This window comes from Azospirillum sp. UFLA03-27 (genome assembly GCF_059803775.1).
This window is the reverse complement of sequence record NZ_JAUQTX010000144.1, coordinates 1-17277: the sequence shown is the minus strand read 5'-3', so window position 1 is coordinate 17277 and position 17277 is coordinate 1. Positions and strand designations below refer to the sequence as shown.

Annotated in this window: 16 protein-coding genes; 8 read left to right on the top strand and 8 right to left on the bottom strand. The window is 69.4% G+C overall.

Translation table 11 applies throughout. The features are described from left to right. Positions 1-45 precede the first annotated feature (45 nt). Positions 46-936 (bottom strand): AEC family transporter, encoded by an 891-nt coding sequence (locus Q4I23_RS20270; protein ID WP_498527393.1) that lies wholly within the window; start codon positions 934-936, stop codon positions 46-48. Between the two features lie 2 nt (positions 937-938). Next, a complete protein-coding gene (gene otnI / locus Q4I23_RS20265) occupies positions 939-1727 on the bottom strand; it encodes a 2-oxo-tetronate isomerase (RefSeq protein WP_498527392.1) in 789 nt (262 codons plus the stop codon). A gap of 213 nt (positions 1728-1940) precedes the next feature. Between otnI and Q4I23_RS20260 the strand changes: the two genes are divergently transcribed. Next, positions 1941-2969 (top strand): AbrB family transcriptional regulator, encoded by a 1029-nt coding sequence (locus Q4I23_RS20260; RefSeq protein ID WP_498527391.1) that lies wholly within the window; start codon positions 1941-1943, stop codon positions 2967-2969. A gap of 9 nt (positions 2970-2978) precedes the next feature. Here the strand turns inward: Q4I23_RS20260 and Q4I23_RS20255 are convergent, their stop codons facing one another. Beyond that, the gene (locus Q4I23_RS20255) at positions 2979-3671 is read right to left on the bottom strand and encodes a hypothetical protein (RefSeq protein ID WP_498527390.1); all 693 of its coding nucleotides are present in this window, start codon (positions 3669-3671) and stop codon (positions 2979-2981) included. A 178-nt stretch (positions 3672-3849) separates the two neighbouring features. Further along, on the bottom strand, positions 3850-4458 hold the full coding sequence (locus tag Q4I23_RS20250; RefSeq protein WP_498527389.1) for a flavodoxin family protein: 609 nt from the start codon (positions 4456-4458) through the stop codon (positions 3850-3852). A gap of 188 nt (positions 4459-4646) precedes the next feature. On the opposite strand from Q4I23_RS20250, the gene Q4I23_RS20245 reads away from it, so the two are divergent. From Q4I23_RS20245 to Q4I23_RS20235, 3 genes are all read left to right on the top strand, one after another. Continuing rightward, positions 4647-5411: a M48 family metallopeptidase gene (locus Q4I23_RS20245; RefSeq protein WP_041813439.1), complete on the top strand. Its 765-nt coding sequence runs from the start codon at positions 4647-4649 to the stop codon at positions 5409-5411. 169 nt (positions 5412-5580) lie between these two features. Beyond that, positions 5581-6615, top strand: coding sequence for an AAA family ATPase (locus tag Q4I23_RS20240; RefSeq protein WP_498527388.1), 1035 nt, complete (start codon positions 5581-5583; stop codon positions 6613-6615). After that, a complete protein-coding gene (locus Q4I23_RS20235) occupies positions 6605-7489 on the top strand; it encodes a ParB/RepB/Spo0J family partition protein (RefSeq protein ID WP_498527387.1) in 885 nt (294 codons plus the stop codon). Before Q4I23_RS20240 ends, Q4I23_RS20235 begins: the two co-directional genes overlap by 11 nt. A gap of 54 nt (positions 7490-7543) precedes the next feature. Here Q4I23_RS20235 and Q4I23_RS20230 read toward each other — a convergent pair whose 3' ends face one another. The 3 genes from Q4I23_RS20230 to Q4I23_RS20220 form a co-directional block, all read right to left on the bottom strand. Then, complete coding sequence (locus Q4I23_RS20230; RefSeq protein WP_498527386.1) at positions 7544-8728, bottom strand: HPP family protein; 1185 nt, start codon at positions 8726-8728, stop codon at positions 7544-7546. 89 nt (positions 8729-8817) lie between these two features. Continuing rightward, the gene (locus tag Q4I23_RS20225) at positions 8818-9957 is read right to left on the bottom strand and encodes an SbmA/BacA-like family transporter (RefSeq protein ID WP_498527385.1); all 1140 of its coding nucleotides are present in this window, start codon (positions 9955-9957) and stop codon (positions 8818-8820) included. 117 nt (positions 9958-10074) lie between these two features. Further along, a complete protein-coding gene (locus tag Q4I23_RS20220) occupies positions 10075-12102 on the bottom strand; it encodes a methyl-accepting chemotaxis protein (protein ID WP_498527384.1) in 2028 nt (675 codons plus the stop codon). 355 nt (positions 12103-12457) lie between these two features. Between Q4I23_RS20220 and Q4I23_RS20215 the strand changes: the two genes are divergently transcribed. Continuing rightward, positions 12458-13444 (top strand): aldo/keto reductase, encoded by a 987-nt coding sequence (locus tag Q4I23_RS20215; protein ID WP_498527383.1) that lies wholly within the window; start codon positions 12458-12460, stop codon positions 13442-13444. A 9-nt stretch (positions 13445-13453) separates the two neighbouring features. On the opposite strand, the gene Q4I23_RS20210 is transcribed toward Q4I23_RS20215, so the two are convergent. Next, positions 13454-14329, bottom strand: coding sequence for a LysR family transcriptional regulator (locus Q4I23_RS20210; protein ID WP_498527382.1), 876 nt, complete (start codon positions 14327-14329; stop codon positions 13454-13456). Positions 14330-14436: 107 nt separating this feature from the next. Between Q4I23_RS20210 and bla the strand changes: the two genes are divergently transcribed. The 3 genes from bla (at position 14437) to nrfD (ending at position 17276) form a co-directional block, all read left to right on the top strand. Further along, positions 14437-15327 carry a class A beta-lactamase gene (bla, locus tag Q4I23_RS20205; protein ID WP_498527381.1) on the top strand — a complete coding sequence of 297 codons (891 nt, stop codon included), beginning with the start codon at positions 14437-14439 and terminating at the stop codon, positions 15325-15327. Between the two features lie 168 nt (positions 15328-15495). After that, entirely contained in the window at positions 15496-16251 is a 756-nt protein-coding gene (gene dsrO, locus Q4I23_RS20200) for a sulfate reduction electron transfer complex DsrMKJOP subunit DsrO (RefSeq protein ID WP_498527380.1), read from the top strand. After that, positions 16251-17276 (top strand): NrfD/PsrC family molybdoenzyme membrane anchor subunit, encoded by a 1026-nt coding sequence (gene nrfD / locus Q4I23_RS20195; RefSeq protein WP_498527379.1) that lies wholly within the window; start codon positions 16251-16253, stop codon positions 17274-17276. The genes dsrO and nrfD overlap by 1 nt, the downstream gene beginning before the upstream one ends. The last annotated feature ends 1 nt before the right edge of the window (position 17277 follow it).

Sequence of the window (17277 nt, the reverse complement as noted above, 5' to 3'; positions counted from 1 at the left end):
GCGTATAATCGTCGGCAGCGTCAGATGTGTATAAGAGACAGCCCCTCACATCACCGCGGCCAGCAGCAGCGGCAGCGTCAGGAACGACAGCGCCGTGGAGCCCAGCACCATCCCGGCGACCTCCTGCGGCGCGTTGTTGTAGCGCAGCGCCCAGAGGTAGTTGAAGACCGCCACCGGCATGGTGCTTTCCAGCAGCACGACGCCGCGCATCGTGCCCTCCAGGCCCAGCACCTCCACCACCGCCAGCCCGGCGGCGAAGCCGAGCAGCAGGCGCAGCGCCGACATGGCCAGCGACCGCATCATGCCCTGCATCCGCAGCCCCGCCAGTGCCACCCCCAGAGAGAACAGCATCAGCGGCACCGCGCAGTTGCCGAGCAGCGTCGTCGTGTTGGTCACCCATTGCGGCGGCTGGACGCCGGTCAACAGGACCAGCACGGCCAGCGCGACCGCGTAGATCACCGGGGTGCGCAGCACCTGCTTGGCGTCCGTGCGCCCCGCCGCCAGGGCCGGGCCGATGGTGAACTGGAGGACGGCGAGCGTCGCGAAGAACAGCACCGCCAGCCCCATCCCGGTTTCCCCGAAGGCGAACAGGCAGACGGGGATGCCCATGTTGCCGCCGTTGGGAAAGCTGAGCGCCGGCAGATAGACGCGCAGCGGCAGGCGGCTGGCGAGCAGGATCGGCGTCGCCATCAGCCCGGCCAGCGCCATGCTGCCGACCGAGGCCGCCGCCATGGCCAACAGATCGTCCCCGCCCAGCGTCAGGCGGGCCAGCGAGGAGAAGACCAGGCAGGGGGTGGAGACGTTGATCGCGAAGGTGGTGATGAAGGCGCTGTCGTAGGGCAGCTTGGCGCGGCTCCAGCCGAAGCCGAGGGCGGCGATCAGGAACACCGGCACGACGACGGCGGCGATGCTGGACAGGGGGGCAAGCAGGTCCATGGTCAGCGCGCGGCCCGCGTGTTGGCGGCGTGGAACCAGCCCAGCCCATCCTCCGTCCGGGCGCGGGGCCGGTACTCGCAGCCGATGAAGCCGCGGTAGCCGGTGTCGGCCAGAACCTCGAACAGATAGGGATAGTGGACCTCGCCGCGATCGGGCTCCTGCCGGTCGGGCACGCCGGCGATCTGCACATGGGCGGTGAGGTCGGCGTTGGCCCGGATGCGGGTGGCGAGGTCGCCCTCGCTGATCTGGCAATGGTAGAGGTCGAGCTGGAGCTTCAGGTTCGGCGCCCCCACCTCTCCAATCACTTGGCGGGCCAGCGCGGTGCCGTTCATCAGATAGCCCGGCATGTCGCGGTTGTTGATCGGCTCCACCAGCAGCGTCAACCCGGCCTCCGCACAGGCCGCCGCGGCATGGCGCAGATTGCCGGTGTAGACCTCCAGCGCCTCCTCCCGATCCATCCCCTGCGGCTGAATGCCGGCCATGCAATGCAGCAGTCGGTTGCCCAGCACCTTGGCGTAGGCGATGGCCGTCGCCACGCCCTCGCGGAACTCCGCCTCGCGACCGGGCAGGCTGGCGATGCCGCGTTCCCCCGCCGCCCAATCGCCAGGGGGCAGGTTGAACAGCGCCTGGGTCAGCCCATGGGCGTCCAGCGCCGCCTTGATCCGCTCCGCCAGCACGTCGTAAGGGAACAGGAACTCCACCGCATCAAAGCCGGCCGCTGCCGCGGCGCCGAACCGCTCAAGGAAGGGCCGCTCGGTGAACATCATGGACAGGTTGGCGGCGAACCTCATGGCGTCCGTCCCGTGGATTTCTTGGGCATGGTCCCCTCCCGCGTCGTCTGGGCCGCCGTGGCGGCTGGTTGTTCCGACAATGCAGCAGGCGGACGGTCCGGACAATCGCCGGCCCATGCCGCACACGCTTGTCAGGTGACCGCCCTTACCGGTTGCACGACATTGCGGGGGACACGCACAGTGCACGGCCCTTGCCGCAGCCGGACCCGACGGATGATGAAGCGACTCGCCGCCACCGCCCTGACCCTCCTTCTGGCCACCCTGGGCGGCGGGCTGTTCGCCTTGGCGGGGCTGCCCGCAGCGTGGCTGATGGGAGCGATGACCGCGGTGGCCGGCGGGGCGCTCGGCGGACTGAAACTCCGCCTGCCCTCCCCGCTCGGCACCGCCGCCTTCGTGCTGCTGGGCATCTCCATGGGCGCCGGGGTGACGCCCGACACGCTGCACCAGATGGCGTCCTGGCCGCTCAGCATGGCGCTGCTCGCCGGATCGGTGATGGTCTGCCTCTACGCCTGCTCGGCGTGGCTGGAGCGGGTGCATCGCTGGGACCCGGCGACCGCGCGCTACGCCGCCGTCCCCGGCGCGCTGGGCGCGGTGCTGGTGTTGGCGGCGGAGAGCCGGGCCGATCTGCCGCGGGTGGCGCTGGCGCAGAGCCTGCGGCTGTTCGTCCTGGTCGCCGCCATGCCCTGGCTGTTGGACTTGGTGGCGTCCACGCCGGGTCTGCCACCCCGCCCTGCCCTCTCCGACCCGGCGGGCGCCTTGCCCGAGATGGCGCTTCTGGTCGGCACCAGCGCCCTGGCCGGGCTGTTGTTCCAGAAGCTGCGAGTGCCCGGCGGTGTGCTGCTCGGCGCCATGCTGGGAAGCGCGGTGCTGCACGGCAGCGGCCTCGTTGACCACCGCCTGCCGAACTGGCTGCTCAACGCAGGGTTCGTGGTGACGGGCGCGCTGATCGGGTCGCGCTTCGCCGGGGTCACGCTGGCCTCCCTGCGGACGGCGCTGCGCCCGTCGCTGGAAAGCGTGGCGCTGGCGCTCGTCCTGTCCTCGGCCTTCGCCTGGGCGGGAGCCTGGATACTCGGGCTTCCCTTCGGCCAGCTCTGGCTCGCCTACGCGCCGGGCGGGGTGGAGGCGATGACCATCGTGGCCTTCGTGCTCGGCCTCGACACCGCCTTCGTCGGCACGCACCACGTCGTGCGCTTCGCCGGGCTGGGCTTCCTGGCCCGCTGGTGGCAGCCCCGCCGCGGCTGAGCGAACGCTTTACAGCCCGTCGAAGAGAAGCTGCGCCGGCGGTTCGGCTTTCCGCTTTTTCTTCTTCTCCTTGGGCGCCTGTTCCACGGCCGGTTGGTCCTGCGCCGCCTTCTCCTCGGCCGCCGCATCCTGGGCGTCCGGGTTCAGGGCCATCTCAACCCGTTCCAGAGGAGCCGGTTCGGGCGCGAGCGCTTCTGGGGCCGCCCCGACCGGTTCGGGCGTATGGACCGGTTCTTCCGGCGCCGGCGCTGCGGCAGGAGGCACGTCCTCCGCCACGGCCTCCTGAATCGGCTCGACCGCCGGTTCCTCGGCCGGCTTGGCCGCCTTTTTCTTCTTCGGACGGGACGGGCGCGGTTCGATGCCCACCCCGTCCTTGACACGGGCCTTGGCCTTGTCGCGGGCGACGGCCTCTGGCGCGTTCGGGTCGTCGTTCAGCCACTTGCCGCGCTTGATGACCTCGTTCACGCGGCCCTGGTTGACGCTGAGCTGGAACGCGATTTCCTGCTGCGTCATGTCGGTGGTGCGATGAAGCTCCAGAATCTGCGCGGCAAGTTCCGGGGTCATCTTCTTGCCGACGACGCGACGCGCCGGGCGGATCGACCGCTGGGCCTTGTCGCGCTCACGCAGCTTGCCTAGGATCTCCAGGGCCTCCGTGTTGCCCGCCGTCTTCAAGGCTTCTTCGAATTCCTTGAGCGTCGCCACCCGTTCCTCCTGCCACCATCCACCCGCGGCGATGCCATCGCATCGCCGGCCTACAAGACCGACTATACATGGAATCGCGCGGGCGGTTGAGAAGGCTCTTGAGAGGATATCCACAGAATGGCACGGCCGGGAGAAGACGGCGATGCGACGCTATTAGACGTCTAATCGCCGGGAGCCATCATTCGCCGGGATACTGTTTCTCCTTCAGGAAGCGCGCGAGGTGGGCGGCGTTGCGCGCGGCCATGGCCGAGGTGGAGACCACCTTGTCGGGCACCTTGTCCAGGTCCTGAAAGTCGGTCTTCTGCATCGCCTCCCCCACCCAGTAGCAGACGGCGTTGGAGGCGAGCGTGAAGCCGACGTCGTTCAGCGCCTGGAACAGCTCCGCCGAGACATGGTGGGCGCCATCCTCGTTGCCGACCACGGCGACGAGCGCGACCTTGCCGTAGGACACCATGCGGCCCTGGTCGTCCGTCTCGCCCAGAAAGGCGTCCATGCGCTCCAGCACCCGCTTGCACACGCTGGACGGCTGGCCCATCCAGATCGGCGTGCCGAGGATGAGGATGTCCGCCTCCAGCACTTGGCGGCGCAGGTCCGGCCAAGCGTCACCCGGCCCCTCGTCCGAGGTGACCCCGGGCTTCACGTCATGATCGGCGACACGGACCGGCGCGCCCACCTCGACCCCATGGGCGGCGAGGTCCTTCTGGAGCAGGCCGATCATCGCGTCGGTCGAGGAGGGCTTTCCCGACGGCTTCAGGGTGCAGTTGAGCGCAAAGGCTTTGATCGGCATGGTGCTCTCCGGATGCGATCCCCCGCCTGCCGGCGGTGACGGGAAGCAACATCACGCCTTGCCAAACGTTGCGGCTTTCAGAACACGGCCACCAGAATCATGACCACCGAATTGCCCCGGCACAGCCCATCCGCCATCGGATAGGATGCGGTGGACAGAACCACAACGGAGGAAGAGCAATGCCGACCATGACCGTCCGACCCCTGTGCCTTGCCGCGGCGCTGGCCGGGTCCCTGGCGCTGGCCGGATGCGCCGGAAACTCGACGGGGCTCGGGCTGAACCTCGTCTCGCAGGAACAGCTCGTCGAGCTTGGCCAACAGGACTGGCAACGCCTGATCCAGTCGACCCCGGCCACCGCCAACGCCAGTTACCAGCGCCGCGCCGAGCAGATCTCGGCCCGCCTGCTGCGCGCCGCCTCGCTCGACCCCGCCGGTTGGGAGGTCCGCGTGTTCCAGGGCAAGGAAGCCAACGCCTTCGCGCTGCCCGGCCAGAAGATCGGCGTCTATGAGGGGCTGTTCCAATACGCCAAGACCGACGCGCAGCTCGCCGCGGTCATCGGCCATGAGATCGCCCACAATCTGGAAGGCCATGCCGCCGAGCGGGTGAGCACCCAGATGGCCACCGACGCCGGCACCAGCATCCTTGGCGCCGTGGCCGGAGCGAGCGGGGTCGGCGGCAGCGAGATGATCGCCGCAGCACTGGGCACCGGCGCGCAGTACGGCCTGCTGCTTCCCTATTCCCGCAACCAGGAACTGGCGGCCGACCGCGCCGGCCTGCTGATGATGGCCCGCGCCGGCTACGACCCGCAGGCGGCCATCGAGCTGTGGCAGAACATGAAGCAGGCAGGGGCCGAGCAACCCACCTTCATGTCCACCCACCCCGGCACGGCGGACCGCATCGCCGCGCTGCAAAAGCTGATGCCCGAAGCGAAGGCGGCCTACAAGCCGAGCTGACCGGAGCGGCGGGTGGTGCCGCGGTCGCACCACCCGCCGGGCGTTTCCCGCGAGAAAATTTTCTCGCCGAATGTTGACTCCCCTCCTCTGCCCCGGAGTCAACATTCCGGCTTGACCGGACTCCGGCGCCGCGCAAAAGTGGCCTCGGGGCAAGGCAGGGGAATAAACCATGCGCGGCGAGGACATTAAGGCGTTCCGGGAAGGCCGGGCGCTGAACCAGCCGGATTTCGCGGCTTGGCTGAACGAAAAACTCGGTCGGAAATACGACAAGGCGAAGATCTCGCGCTGGGAAAACGGCAGCGAGAAGATCCCGGCCCCGGTCATTTCCCTGCTGTTGCAGGAGAAGATCGGAACGGTGACGCAGCATGGCCCGGCGCTGATCTGTGCGGCGGCCAACCGCAAGGGCGGCGTGGGCAAGACGGCCTTCACCGTCAACACCGCCACCCTGCTCGCCCGGCACTTCAAGGTCCTGCTGATCGACGCGGACCCGCAGGCCAACGCCACCATCCATCTCGGCATCAACTCCATCGAGCGCGAGCGCGAGGAGAAAACCCTCTACTACGCGCTGAAGGCGTCCGTGGAGGCGTTGAAATCGCGGGGGAAAGGTTTCGACCTCAGCGACTACATCGTCACCACCGACAGCGGACTGGATGTGATCCCCAGCGGCATGCGGCTGGGCGACGCGGAAGCGGAGCTACAAAGCCAGTCCTCGGGGGATTGCGCGCTCCGTGAATGCCTGGATGGCGGCGCGCGGCAGAGCTACGATTTCATCTTCGTCGACACCCCGCCGCATTTCGGCATGCTGGCCCGCAACGCGCTGACCGCCGCCAACACCGTCGCCATTCCCTGCCAGACGGAGATGCTGAGCGTCGCGGGCGTGGAGTTCCTGCTGGAGAACCTGGACATGATCCGCCGCCGGGCCAACCCGGGGGTCAGCGTTCTCGGCATCCTGCCGACGATGTTCAACGCGCGGCTGACCCAGGACCAAGCGTCGCTCGACGACATCCGCAACCTGTTCGGCGCGAAGCTGCGCGTCTTCGGCCCGATCCCGCGGGCGACCGTCTACGCCCAGGCGGTGGCCGCCGGGCGCGCCGCGCTGGAGGCGGTGCCGGACGCGCCGGGCTACGAGGTCTATCAGGCCGTCGCCGACGCGCTGATCCAGGAACGTGCCCGCATGCCGGAGGTGATGGCCCATGTCGCGTAAACTGGCCCGGACGAACACCGGCGTGCTGACCACCGCAGCGGCGGAGCGCCAAGCCCGCGAGGACGGGCAGGGCTTCAACCGCCGGGGTCCGGTCGTCGTGGAGATCGACGTCGGCCGCATCGTCACCAACCCCGACCAGCCGCGCCGCCATTTCGACGAGGCGGACATGGAGGCGCTGAAATCCTCCATCGCGCAGCATGGGCTGGCCCAACCGGTCGGCGTGCAGCAATTGGGCGACGGCCGCTTCCAGCTCGTCTTCGGGGAGCGGCGCTTCCGCGCCGTGCGGGCGCTCGGCCACCCGACCATCTACGCCGTCACCGTCACCGGCGCGTCGGACGAGTTGGCGCTGATCGAGAACGTCGTCCGCACCGACCTGTCGCCCTTCGAGGAGGGCGACGCCTACGCCCGGCTGATGGAGCGCCACGGCTACCGGCAGGAGGATGTCGGGCGGATCGTCGGCAAGGACCGGGTGGACATTTCCCGCGCGCTCCTCATCAGCCGCCTGCCGCAGCGCATCCGCGACGAATATCCGCTGCATCGCCCGGCGCGTTACCGGCTGGTGGAGATCGCCCGGCTGAAAGGGGAGGGCGAACAGCTGCGCGGCTGGGACGCGCTGGTCAATGAGATGACCCGGCGCTCTGCCGACGAGGAGACCCCGGCGCCCATGGCGGCAAAGCCCCGCAGCAACGCGGTTCCGACCGGCAGCGCTCTGCCGAAGCCGCTGGCGAAGGTGGTGTTCGGGGCGCGCCAGACCGTCGCCAGCGTCCGTGAACAGGGTTTGGCGCTGGCGGACATCGACCGGGAGACGCTCCGCGCGATCCGCGACGACATCGACGCGATCCTCGACGCCGGGAAGGGCAGGGGAGGGGAGTAAAAAAGACGGCTCCGCGAGAAAATTTTCTCGCGGAGCCGGGGCTGCCGTTGCGGTTCAGTGGCTTTCCGACGCCACCAGCGCAGCCGGGCTCCGGGCGCTGTCCAACGATTGCAGCAGGTTCGTGCGGGCCATCACGAGCAGCAGGTCCGTCTGGGTCACCACCCCCAGCAGTCCGCCGCTCCCATCCACGATGGCAACCTCGTGCGTGCTCTCGTCCGACAGTGGGCCGAGCAGGCGGAAGGCTGGGGTTTCCGGGCCGGCGGTCACCGGCGGGGCCATCACCGAGGCCACCGTCGCGGCGTTCTCCACCAGATGCTGGTGCCCGACCAGACCAACCACCACGTTGCGCCGGTCCACCACCGGCAGGGTGCGGAAGCTGTGCTCGATCAGGCGGGCACGGGCCACCTCCGGATGAGCCTCCGCACTCACCGTCACCACATCGCGGGCCATGATATCGCCGCAGGTGATCCCGCCGTGCATCCGCTCCATGGCGTGAAGTTCGGCCTTCTCCAGAAGGGCGCTCAGGTCGTCGCGGTTGACGTCCAGCGCCTCTCCCAACTCGCGGATCGCCTCGTCCAGATCGTCGGCGGTCAGGCCGCCGCGCGTCCGGGCGGGCGGGTCGGCGGTGCCGTGGCTGTTGGCCGGCTTGGGCGGCGCCCGGTGCGGGTAGGAATGGCCGGAGAAGCGGTGGAACGTCCAGCCCGCCAGCACCAGAAGGATGGAGTTGACGGCCACCGGATAGAACACGAACTGCATCCCCGACGCCGCGACCGCCGGTCCACCGATCACCGCGGTCAGCGCGGCGGCGCCGCCCGGCGGGTGCAGACAGCGCGTCATCGACATGGTCGCGATGGCCAGCGCCACCGCCACGCCGCCGGCCAGCATCGGGTCGGGGATCAGCGCCGCAACCATCACCCCGACCAGCGCCGACAGGGTGTTGCCGCCGATGATCGACCAGGGCTGAGCCAGCGGACTGGCCGGCACCGCGAACAGCAGAACCGCCGACGCCCCCATGGGCGCCACCAGGGCCGGCGCACTGGTGATGTGGGTCAGCAGGTTGTGGCAGAGCAGGCCCGTCGCGGCGAGGCCGAGCATGGCCCCGCAGCAGGCGATCAACCGGTCCTTCAGATTCGCACCGGGCAGGATGGGCCTGAACAGGGCAAGGCGGCGGCGGTTTTCGCGTTTCTTCAGCAGAGTAATTTTCCAGCGGCGCAGCAGGAGCCGTATCTCGCGGTGCATTCGGCCCGGTCCCTCCCAAGGTTTCGGCGTGCGGCGGCAGGATAGAACCTCAAGCTAAGTTGAGGTCAAACGGAAAGTGCCGGACCGCCTTACCGTTTTTGCGCGGTGTTGCCGCCATCGGACAGACAATCGGGAGCGCGCGCCTTGACCGGGGGCAAGGGGGCGATCCCGTCCAGCGCCTCCTTCAATCCCAGCACGCGCTCCACCGACGCCTTCCACTGGGCGACGGTCGCCAGATTGTCGATGGGCCAGGACAGCGCCGCGACGGCCTGCTGGAAGGCTTGCGCGGTCTGCATCATCATCCCCAGCGTGATGGCCCCCGCGACGTAGCGGGGCGCCACCACCAGGATGGGAAAGACCGTGGACAGCACCGAATAGGACGCGCCGAAGGCCATCACGCGGACCAGCGCGCCGGTCTGCCGCTCCCAGCCACGGCGCACCCCGCCGAACAGCAGAGCCATGCGGCTGCGCTCGACGGCCTCGCCATGCTGCCGGGCGATGACCGGGGCGTTCTCGCGAACCCGCGCCAGCCCGAAGCGGAAATCGGCCTCCAACCCCTGCCGGCGCTCCGCCGCGCGGACGAGCGGCCGGGCGACGGCGATGGCCGCAGCGGTCCCGGCGGCGGAGAAGGCCAAGGCGAGGAGGAGCAGATGGCCGGGCACCGGAACGCTCACGCCGCCGAGCGTGACAGGAACGACTCCGGAAAGGCGCCATAGGATGCCGGCGAAACTGACCAGCAGCAGCAGGCAGTAGGTCAACGAATGGCCCAGATCGATGGCGAGTTCGGTGACGATTCGGACGTCCTCGGCGATGCGTCCGTCCGGATTGTCATGGTCGCCTGGACGGGAGGGGAGGGCCAGTTCGCGCCCGTCGGACAGCCAACCGCCGACCAAGCGCCGGGTCAGCCACGCCCGCCAACCGAACTGGATGCGCCGCTTCACCCACAGATGCGACACGGTGACGGCGATGTTGAACAGCAGAATGCCGCCGGCCGCCGCGGCCATGACCGGCAAACGGTCCATCGCCCGCTGCTCCAGCGCGTCGAACAGGCGCTGGCTCCACAGGTTCAACATGACCGGGACCGACACCTGCGCCACCGTCAGGGTCAGAAGAGCCGCCGTCAGCAGCCATACCGACCAGCGGTCCCGCCCCGCCCAATAGCCCCCGGCCAGCCCGGCGAAACGCCGGACAAAACCGGAGGCGGCTCTCAGGGAAATCCTACTCACCATGACCGACCATCCCGGCCGCCCAACCGAGACGCCTTTTGCTCAGGCGCCTCGGTTCAGCCTATCACCCTTCCGGTGGAGGGGAACCGGAACAAGCGGTGATCCCCTCATCCCGCCGGATCAGGCGGCCCGGACGGTGGCGATGAAGCTGCGCACCTCGCTGCGCAGCCGCTCGGCCTCGGCGGCCAGTTCCTCCGACGTGCCATGGACATGGCTGGCTGCACTGCCAGTCTCCGACACCGCCGTGCTGACGCCGGCGATGTTGCGCGATACCTCCTCCGTCCCCTGAGCGGCCTGGGACACGCTGCTGGCGATCTCGCGGGTCGCAGCGGCCTGCTCCTCGATGGCCGCGGCGATGGTGGTGGCGATCTCGCTCATCCGGCCGATGGTCTGGCCAATGCTGCCGATGGCCTTCTGCGCGCCGCCAGTGGTCTGCTGGATCTCCTGCACCTTCGACTGGATCTCGTCGGTCGCCCTGGCGGTCTGGTTGGCCAGCGCCTTCACCTCGCCCGCCACCACGGCGAAGCCCTTGCCGGCCTCGCCCGCGCGCGCCGCCTCGATGGTCGCGTTCAGCGCCAGCAGGTTCGTCTGGGCGGCGATGCCGCTGATGATCTCCACCACCTGCCCGATCTGCTCGGCGGCGGTGACCAGGGCGCGCATGGTGCGGTCGGCACCTTCCGCGTCGGTCACCGCCTGACCGGCGATGCGGGTGGAGATCTCCACCTGCTGGCCGATCTCGGCGATGGAGGCCGACAATTCCTCCGTCGCGCTGGCGACGGTCTGCACGTTGGCCGACGCCTCCTCGGAGGCAGAGGCGACCAGCAGCGAGCGCTCGCTGGCGTCCGACGCGGTGCCGGACAGGGTGCTGGCGGCGTTGTGCATGCCGCCGGCGGCGCTCGCCACCGCCTCGACGATGCCCTGGACGGTCGCTTCGAAGGTGTCGGCCATGCGGATCATGGTGACGCGGCGCTGCTCGGCGGCCTGGCGTTCGGCCTCCTCCTGCGCCTTGCGCATGCGCTCCATCTCCTCGGCGTTCGACTTGAAGACCTGGAGGGCGCGGGCCAGCGCCCCGATCTCGTCCTTTCGCCACCCCTCATCCACCTGCACCGTGCGGTCGCCTTCGGCCAGCCGGCCCATCGCCCCGGTTATGGCGCCAAGCGGACGGGTGATCGCCCGCGAGATCATCCAGGCCAGCAGCAGGCCCAGCGCAACGGCGGCGGCGGTCACCGCGGCACCCTGCCGCTCGGCGGCGGTCACCGCGGCGGCGGCGCTGACCTCCAGCCCCTTCAGGACCTCGGTGGAGTGCTGGCGTATCGACCCGATCTTCCCATTGATCTGGGCGCCGGCGCGGGTCAGCGTGTCGGCGTTGACGCGTGTCATCTCCTCGGCGATGGCGGCAATGCGCTCGATGCCGGCGGTGTAGCGCGGCAGCTTGGCGAGCACCTCGGTGCGCTTGGCGGCGCCCGGGGAATCGGCCCAGCCCTTGGCTTCGCCCTCGACATCGGCGGCCACCGACGCCAGATCCTGGCGGATGCGGACCAGATCCTCGGGCTTCGTCTCGGTCACGAAGCGTGCGACCAGGACGCGCACCAGCAGATACTGCTCGCTGACGCCCGCGGCCTGAACGGTGCGGTCCAGATTGCCGGTCTGCCGTTCGACCGTCACCAGATCGCTCAACGTCCGGCGAATGTCGGCGCCCAGCTTGTTGACCACCTCCGCAACGATGCCGTCCCGTTCCGTGCGCAGGGCGACCAGACGGTCGAAGCCGGTCAGGAAGTCCCGCTCCAGCCCGCGGATCTCCTCCACCGCCTGACGATCGGCCGAATCGCCGATGCCGGGGGCCGCCCTGTCCAACTGCCGGCGGAACTCGCCGGCTGTCGCGCGGAATCGGTTGGCCGCGCCGTCCGTGCCGGAAACGAGAAACTCCGCTGCCGCTCCCAGCGCGTCGGACAGCGCGGTATCGGCCTCTCCCAACGTCACCGTGATGTTGGACTGCGCCGCGTAGCTGCGCAGCGCTGTATCGTTGGACCGAAGGCCGCTCCAGGAAACCGCCCCCAACGTGACCAGCAGGGCCAGCGTGACCCCGAAGCCGGTATAGACCTTGGTTGCGGTGCGCAAGTTGGCGAAAGCACGAAGGGAGGTGGTCATGATGGGATGTCCTGCCTGGGGTATTTTTTGTTCGGCGCCGGTTGCCCGCACCGGATCAAATCATTCTCAAATTCCGTACCAACTCCCAATCTCCGCGCAATTGCTGTTCCACCCAGCAAAATTCCCGAGCGGGCTGCGCGGTTGTTCCTTCCCAACCGTTGCAATTTGCCAACGCGCTCCCATTCGTGTCGCAAATTGCCACGCCCGCGTCGTCAAGTTGCGAATGGGAACGCGGGAACCATCCCGATGTTGAGGGCCGATGTTGAGGGCCGATGTTTAGGCCCCATGTTGAGGGAAGCGCCGCCAGAGCGCAGACTGGAATCCCGCACACGCACGGAACAACGAGAGGTCGGTCATGCCGGACAGCAAGCATTTCGCTCCGCCCGGACCCATCGGGTTTGGTGGCGCTCCGCTCGGCAACATGTTCGAGGAGGTGCCGGACGACGTGGCGGAGGCCACGCTGGCCGCCGCCTGGGACGCCGGCATCCGCTATTTCGACACGGCGCCGGAGTATGGCCCCGGCATATCGGAGCACCGGTTCGGCCATGTCCTGCGCAACCGGCCGCGCGACGACTTCGTCCTGTCCACCAAGGTCGGGCGCCTGCTGCGCGCCGATTCCAGCAAGGGCGGCAAGCACGGCCCCTTCGTGAAGGGGCTGCCCTTCCGGGTGGACTACGACTACACCGCCGACGGGGTGCGCCGCTCCATCGAGGACAGCCTGCAACGGCTCGGCATGGCGCGCATCGACATCGCCTACATCCACGACTGCGCCGAGGACGCCCACGGCGACCGCTGGCTGGAGGTGTTCGACACCGCCATGAAGGGCGCCGCCGTGGCGCTGACCAAGCTCCGCGAGGAGGGCGTGATCCGCGGCTGGGGCCTGGGCGTCAACCGGGTGGAGCCCTGCGTGATGGCGCTGGAGCGGGCCGACCCGGACGTCTTCCTGCTGGCCGGGCGCTACAGCCTGCTGAACCAGCCGGCGCTGGACACGCTGTTCCCGCGCTGCCAGGAACGCGGCGTCCATGTCGTGGTCGGGGGCCCCTACAACTCCGGCCTGATCGCCGGGGGCAAGAACTTCGAGTACCAGGAGGCCCCGCCGGACAAGGTGGCGGCACGCGACCGTCTGGCCGAGATCGCCCAGCGGCACGGCGTGGATCTGCGGGCGGCGGCGCTGCAATTCTGCGCGGCGCACCCGGTCGTCGCCTCGGTCATTCCGGGCACCAAGAACCCGCCGCGCGTCCATGAGAATGTGGCGCTGATGAAGCAGCCGATCCCGGTGGACTTCTGGCGGGAGCTGAAGCAGTCCGGCGTCCTGCCCGAACAGGCGCCCACACCAGCCTGACACTCCGGCCTAATCCCCCGCCCGGACAGCGGCGGCGATCCAGTGGCGGAAGCTCTGCATCGCCGCCGTCTCGAGACGGGAGTGCAGGCGGGTGAGCCAGTAGCGGCCCGCCGGCACCTCGATGGCGAAGGGGCGGACCAGCCGGTCGGTGGCCAGATCGTGGCCGAACAGCCGCGCGGGCAGCAGCGCCACTCCGGCGCCCATCGCCGCGGCGGCGGCGAGGGTGGGAGAGGAGTCGAAGACCGGACCGCGGATGGCCGGGCAGGGCACCCCGGCCAGCGCGAACCAGCGCTGCCACTCCTCGACCCGGTAGGAGCGCAGCAACACCTCCCGCGCGAGGTCCGCCGGACTGGACAGCCGCTGCGCCAGTGCCGGGGCGCAGAGCGGAGTCAGCGGGGCGTCGAGCAGCGGCACCGCCTCCACCCCGTGCCAGGAACCGTCGCCGAAACGGATGGCGAAATCCAGCCCCTCGCCGGCCAGATCGACCCGGTTGTTGTTGGTCAGGATGCGTAGGTCGACCGCCGGGTTCGCGGCGGTGAAGGCCGGCAGGCGCGGCAGCAGCCAGCCCGTCGCGAAGGTCCCCACCACCCCGACCGTCAACACCTCGTGGTAACGCCCGTCGGCGAAGCGGTCGAGCGTCGCGCCGATGCGCTCGAAGGCATCCATCAGCACCGGCACCAGCGCCGCCCCCTCGTCGGTCAAGGCGAGGCCGCGCGGCAGGCGGCGGAACAGGGTGACACCCAGCCGCGCCTCCAATGTGCGAATTTGCTGGCTGACCGCCGCTTGGCTGACGCACAGCTCCAGCCCGGCGCGGGTGAAGCTGAGATGGCGGGCCGACGCCTCGAAGGCGCGCAGCGCGTTGAGCGGAAGCTGGGGACGGGCCATGAAGAGCCATTAGTTTTTCTTGTGGCTTGTGAAAACTATCATCGTTTGTTCGGAGGCCGGCAGCTTTTTATCGTCAGCCCATCGACACGGCATGAGACGAGGATACGATGATCGGACGGCGGGCTTTCCTGGCCGCGGCGGGCGGCATGACGGTGCTGGCGGCAACCGGCGTGAAGGCGGAGAAACCCAGGAAATTCGGGAACAAGCGGCTGGCCGACGCGATTGCCGCTCTGGAAAAGCGCAGCGGCGGCCGGCTGGGAGTGGCGGTGCTCGACACCGGCACCGGGCAGCGCTTCGGGCAGCGCGCGGACGAGCGCTTCCCGATGTGCAGCACCTTCAAATTTCTTTTGGCTAGCGCCGTCCTGAAGCGGGTGGACGAGGGACGCGAGCGGCTGGACCGGCCCATTCCGGTGACCAAGGCGGACATGGTCCCCTACGCCCCCTTCACCGAAACCCGCCTCGACGGCCCGCCCCCCACGGTGGCCGAGCTGTGCGAGGCGACGATGACGCTCAGCGACAACGTGGCGGCAAACCTGCTGCTGCCGGCGGTGGGTGATCCCGCCGGGCTGACCGCCTTCCTGCGCACGCTGGGCGACCGGAAAACCCGGCTGGACCGCAACGAGCCGTCGCTGAACAGCGCCATTCCCGGCGATCCGCGCGACACCACCACGCCCGCTGCGATGGTCCACAGCATGGAGCGGCTGATGCTGGGCGACGCGCTGAGCCCGGCGTCGCGCGAGCGGCTCATCGCCTGGATGGTCGCCAACCGGACCGGTGACAAGCGCCTGCGCGCCGGCCTGCCGAAGGGCTGGCGCGTCGGCGACAAGACCGGCACCGGCGTGCGCGGGACGGCCAACGACATCGGCATCGTCTGGCCGGAGGGGAGGGCCCCGCTGCTGATCGCCAGCTACCTGACCGAGACGGCCGACGCCTTCAAGGAACGGGACGCCACCCACGCCGGCGTGGCCCGCGCCGTCGCCGACGCCCTCAAGGGCTGATCGCCGCCGGAGCACCATCCACAAACCCTGCGGCATGTCGTCACTGGGGTTTACCCTAAGAAGTGTAGGGATGCCCCCAATGGGAGTGGGGGCAGGGCGCCGGTACCCTTCGCACCGTAGGGCCGCGGTTCGTCGCGGCCGAAGGAATCAGGTGCGAAGAGGCCAGCCATGGACCGATCAAGGCGCAACTTCTGCCTCGGCGCCAGTGCCGCGACCATCGGGGCCGCGACGGTGGCTGCGATGCCCGCCGCCGCCGCGGCCCCCGGCACTGCGTCGCTCCGCCGGGACGGCGATCCGGCGCACCGCTGGGCGATGGTGGTGGATGTGGGCAAATGCGTGGGCTGCCAAGCCTGCACGGTCGCCTGCATCATGGAGAACGATGTTCCGGAGAACAGCTTCCGCACCATCGTCTCCACCTACGAAGTGACCGAGCAGGGCAAGGCCGGCAGCTACATGCTGCCGCGCCTGTGCAACCATTGCGAGGACCCTCCCTGCATCCCCGTCTGTCCGACCGGCGCGACCTTCCAGCGCCGGGACGGCATCGTCGTGGTGGACAACACCGTCTGCGTCGGCTGCGCCTATTGCGTCCAGGCCTGCCCCTACGACGCGCGCTTCATCAACCACGAAACCCAGACCGCCGACAAATGCACCTTCTGCGTCCACCGCGTGGAGGCCGGGCTGCTGCCCGCCTGCGTGGAGACCTGCGTCGGCGGCGCCCGCATCTTCGGTGACCTGAACGACCCGGACAGCGCCGTCGCCACCCTGGTCCGCGAAGAGAACCCCAAGGTGCTGAAGCCGGAGCAGGGGACCCAGCCGCGCGTCTTCTACCTCGGCCTCGATCCCCGCTTCCAAGGGAAGGTCGACGGCACGCCGACGCTCTGGCGGCCCAGCAGCGAGACCCACGCCCAAAAGGAGCACGCGTGATGGACAACCACATCGTCGAGGTCATCAACGTGACCCGCGAGGTCGCGTGGCTTCCCTGGGCCGTTCAATACTTCTTCCTGATCGCCCTGTCGGTCGGCGGCCTGCTGCTGAGCCTGCCCGGCTACGCCTTCGCCCGACAGGACTGGCGTGCGCTTGGGCGCACCGCCCTGCTGGTGGCGCTGACCTGCGGGCTGGCCGCCCCGGTGGCGCTGCTGTCGGACCTCCATCAGCCCGGCCGCTTCTGGCACTTCTACGTCGTGCTGCGTCCGACGTCGTGGATGTGGTGGGGCTCCGTCTTCATCCCCCTCTACGTCACCGGCCTGCTGGTCTACGGCTGGGCCTGCTTCCGCGAAGAGTTGCAGGCGCATGGCCGGGTGGGCAGCCGCCTCGCCGCGCTCTACCGGCTGGCGTCGCTGGGCGGCGGGCGCAACGACGCGCTGATCCGCGCCGCCGGCCTGTTTGCCCTGGCGGGTGCGCTTCTCGTCGCCCTCTACACCGGGGCGGAGGTCGCGGTGGTCAAGGCGCGCCCGCTGTGGCACACGCCGTTCCTGCCCGTGCAGTTCCTGATGACCGCGCTGGCCGGCGCCGCCGGGCTGGTGCTGGTGCTGAACCGCTTCGCCGCCGGCAACGACCGCGCGGTGGAGGTGCGGGCGAACCGGCTGCTCGCCGGCTTTCTGGGCGGCGTCATGATGGTCGGGGCGCTTTGGCTGGCGCTCGGCCTGTTCGGGCTAGACGCCAGCCACGCGGAGGCGCTGGGCAGCGTCGCCGGGTCAGAGGCATGGCGCGTCACCGCCGTCTGGGCCGTCGCCGCCACCGCGCTGCCCTTCGCCATCGCCGTCGCCAAGCCGGCCGGAACTGGGCTGCTGACCGGGCTGATCGCCCTGCACGGCGCCTGGATGTTCCGCTGGACCGTGTTCATCGGCGGCCAGAGCGTGCCGAAGACCGGCGCTGGCTTCTACGACTACGCGCTGCCCGCCGGTCCGGAGCTGTCTCTTATACACATCTCCGAGCCCACGAGACTATAAC

Bases quoted from the DNA above. Each gene is read 5' to 3' on its own strand.
- Q4I23_RS20215 (WP_498527383.1), top strand. From the start codon at position 12,458: ATGCCGGACAGCAAGCATTTCGCTCCGCCCGGACCCATCGGGTTTGGT.
- bla (WP_498527381.1), top strand. From the start codon at position 14,437: ATGATCGGACGGCGGGCTTTCCTGGCCGCGGCGGGCGGCATGACGGTG.
- otnI (WP_498527392.1), bottom strand. From the start codon at position 1,727: ATGAGGTTCGCCGCCAACCTGTCCATGATGTTCACCGAGCGGCCCTTC.
- Q4I23_RS20240 (WP_498527388.1), top strand. From the start codon at position 5,581: ATGCGCGGCGAGGACATTAAGGCGTTCCGGGAAGGCCGGGCGCTGAAC.
- dsrO (WP_498527380.1), top strand. From the start codon at position 15,496: ATGGACCGATCAAGGCGCAACTTCTGCCTCGGCGCCAGTGCCGCGACC.
- Q4I23_RS20245 (WP_041813439.1), top strand. From the start codon at position 4,647: ATGACCGTCCGACCCCTGTGCCTTGCCGCGGCGCTGGCCGGGTCCCTG.
- Q4I23_RS20220 (WP_498527384.1), bottom strand. From the start codon at position 12,102: ATGACCACCTCCCTTCGTGCTTTCGCCAACTTGCGCACCGCAACCAAG.
- Q4I23_RS20225 (WP_498527385.1), bottom strand. From the start codon at position 9,957: ATGGTGAGTAGGATTTCCCTGAGAGCCGCCTCCGGTTTTGTCCGGCGT.
- Q4I23_RS20250 (WP_498527389.1), bottom strand. From the start codon at position 4,458: ATGCCGATCAAAGCCTTTGCGCTCAACTGCACCCTGAAGCCGTCGGGA.
- Q4I23_RS20230 (WP_498527386.1), bottom strand. From the start codon at position 8,728: ATGCACCGCGAGATACGGCTCCTGCTGCGCCGCTGGAAAATTACTCTG.
- Q4I23_RS20235 (WP_498527387.1), top strand. From the start codon at position 6,605: ATGTCGCGTAAACTGGCCCGGACGAACACCGGCGTGCTGACCACCGCA.
- Q4I23_RS20210 (WP_498527382.1), bottom strand. From the start codon at position 14,329: ATGGCCCGTCCCCAGCTTCCGCTCAACGCGCTGCGCGCCTTCGAGGCG.
- Q4I23_RS20270 (WP_498527393.1), bottom strand. From the start codon at position 936: ATGGACCTGCTTGCCCCCCTGTCCAGCATCGCCGCCGTCGTCGTGCCG.
- Q4I23_RS20260 (WP_498527391.1), top strand. From the start codon at position 1,941: ATGATGAAGCGACTCGCCGCCACCGCCCTGACCCTCCTTCTGGCCACC.
- nrfD (WP_498527379.1), top strand. From the start codon at position 16,251: ATGGACAACCACATCGTCGAGGTCATCAACGTGACCCGCGAGGTCGCG.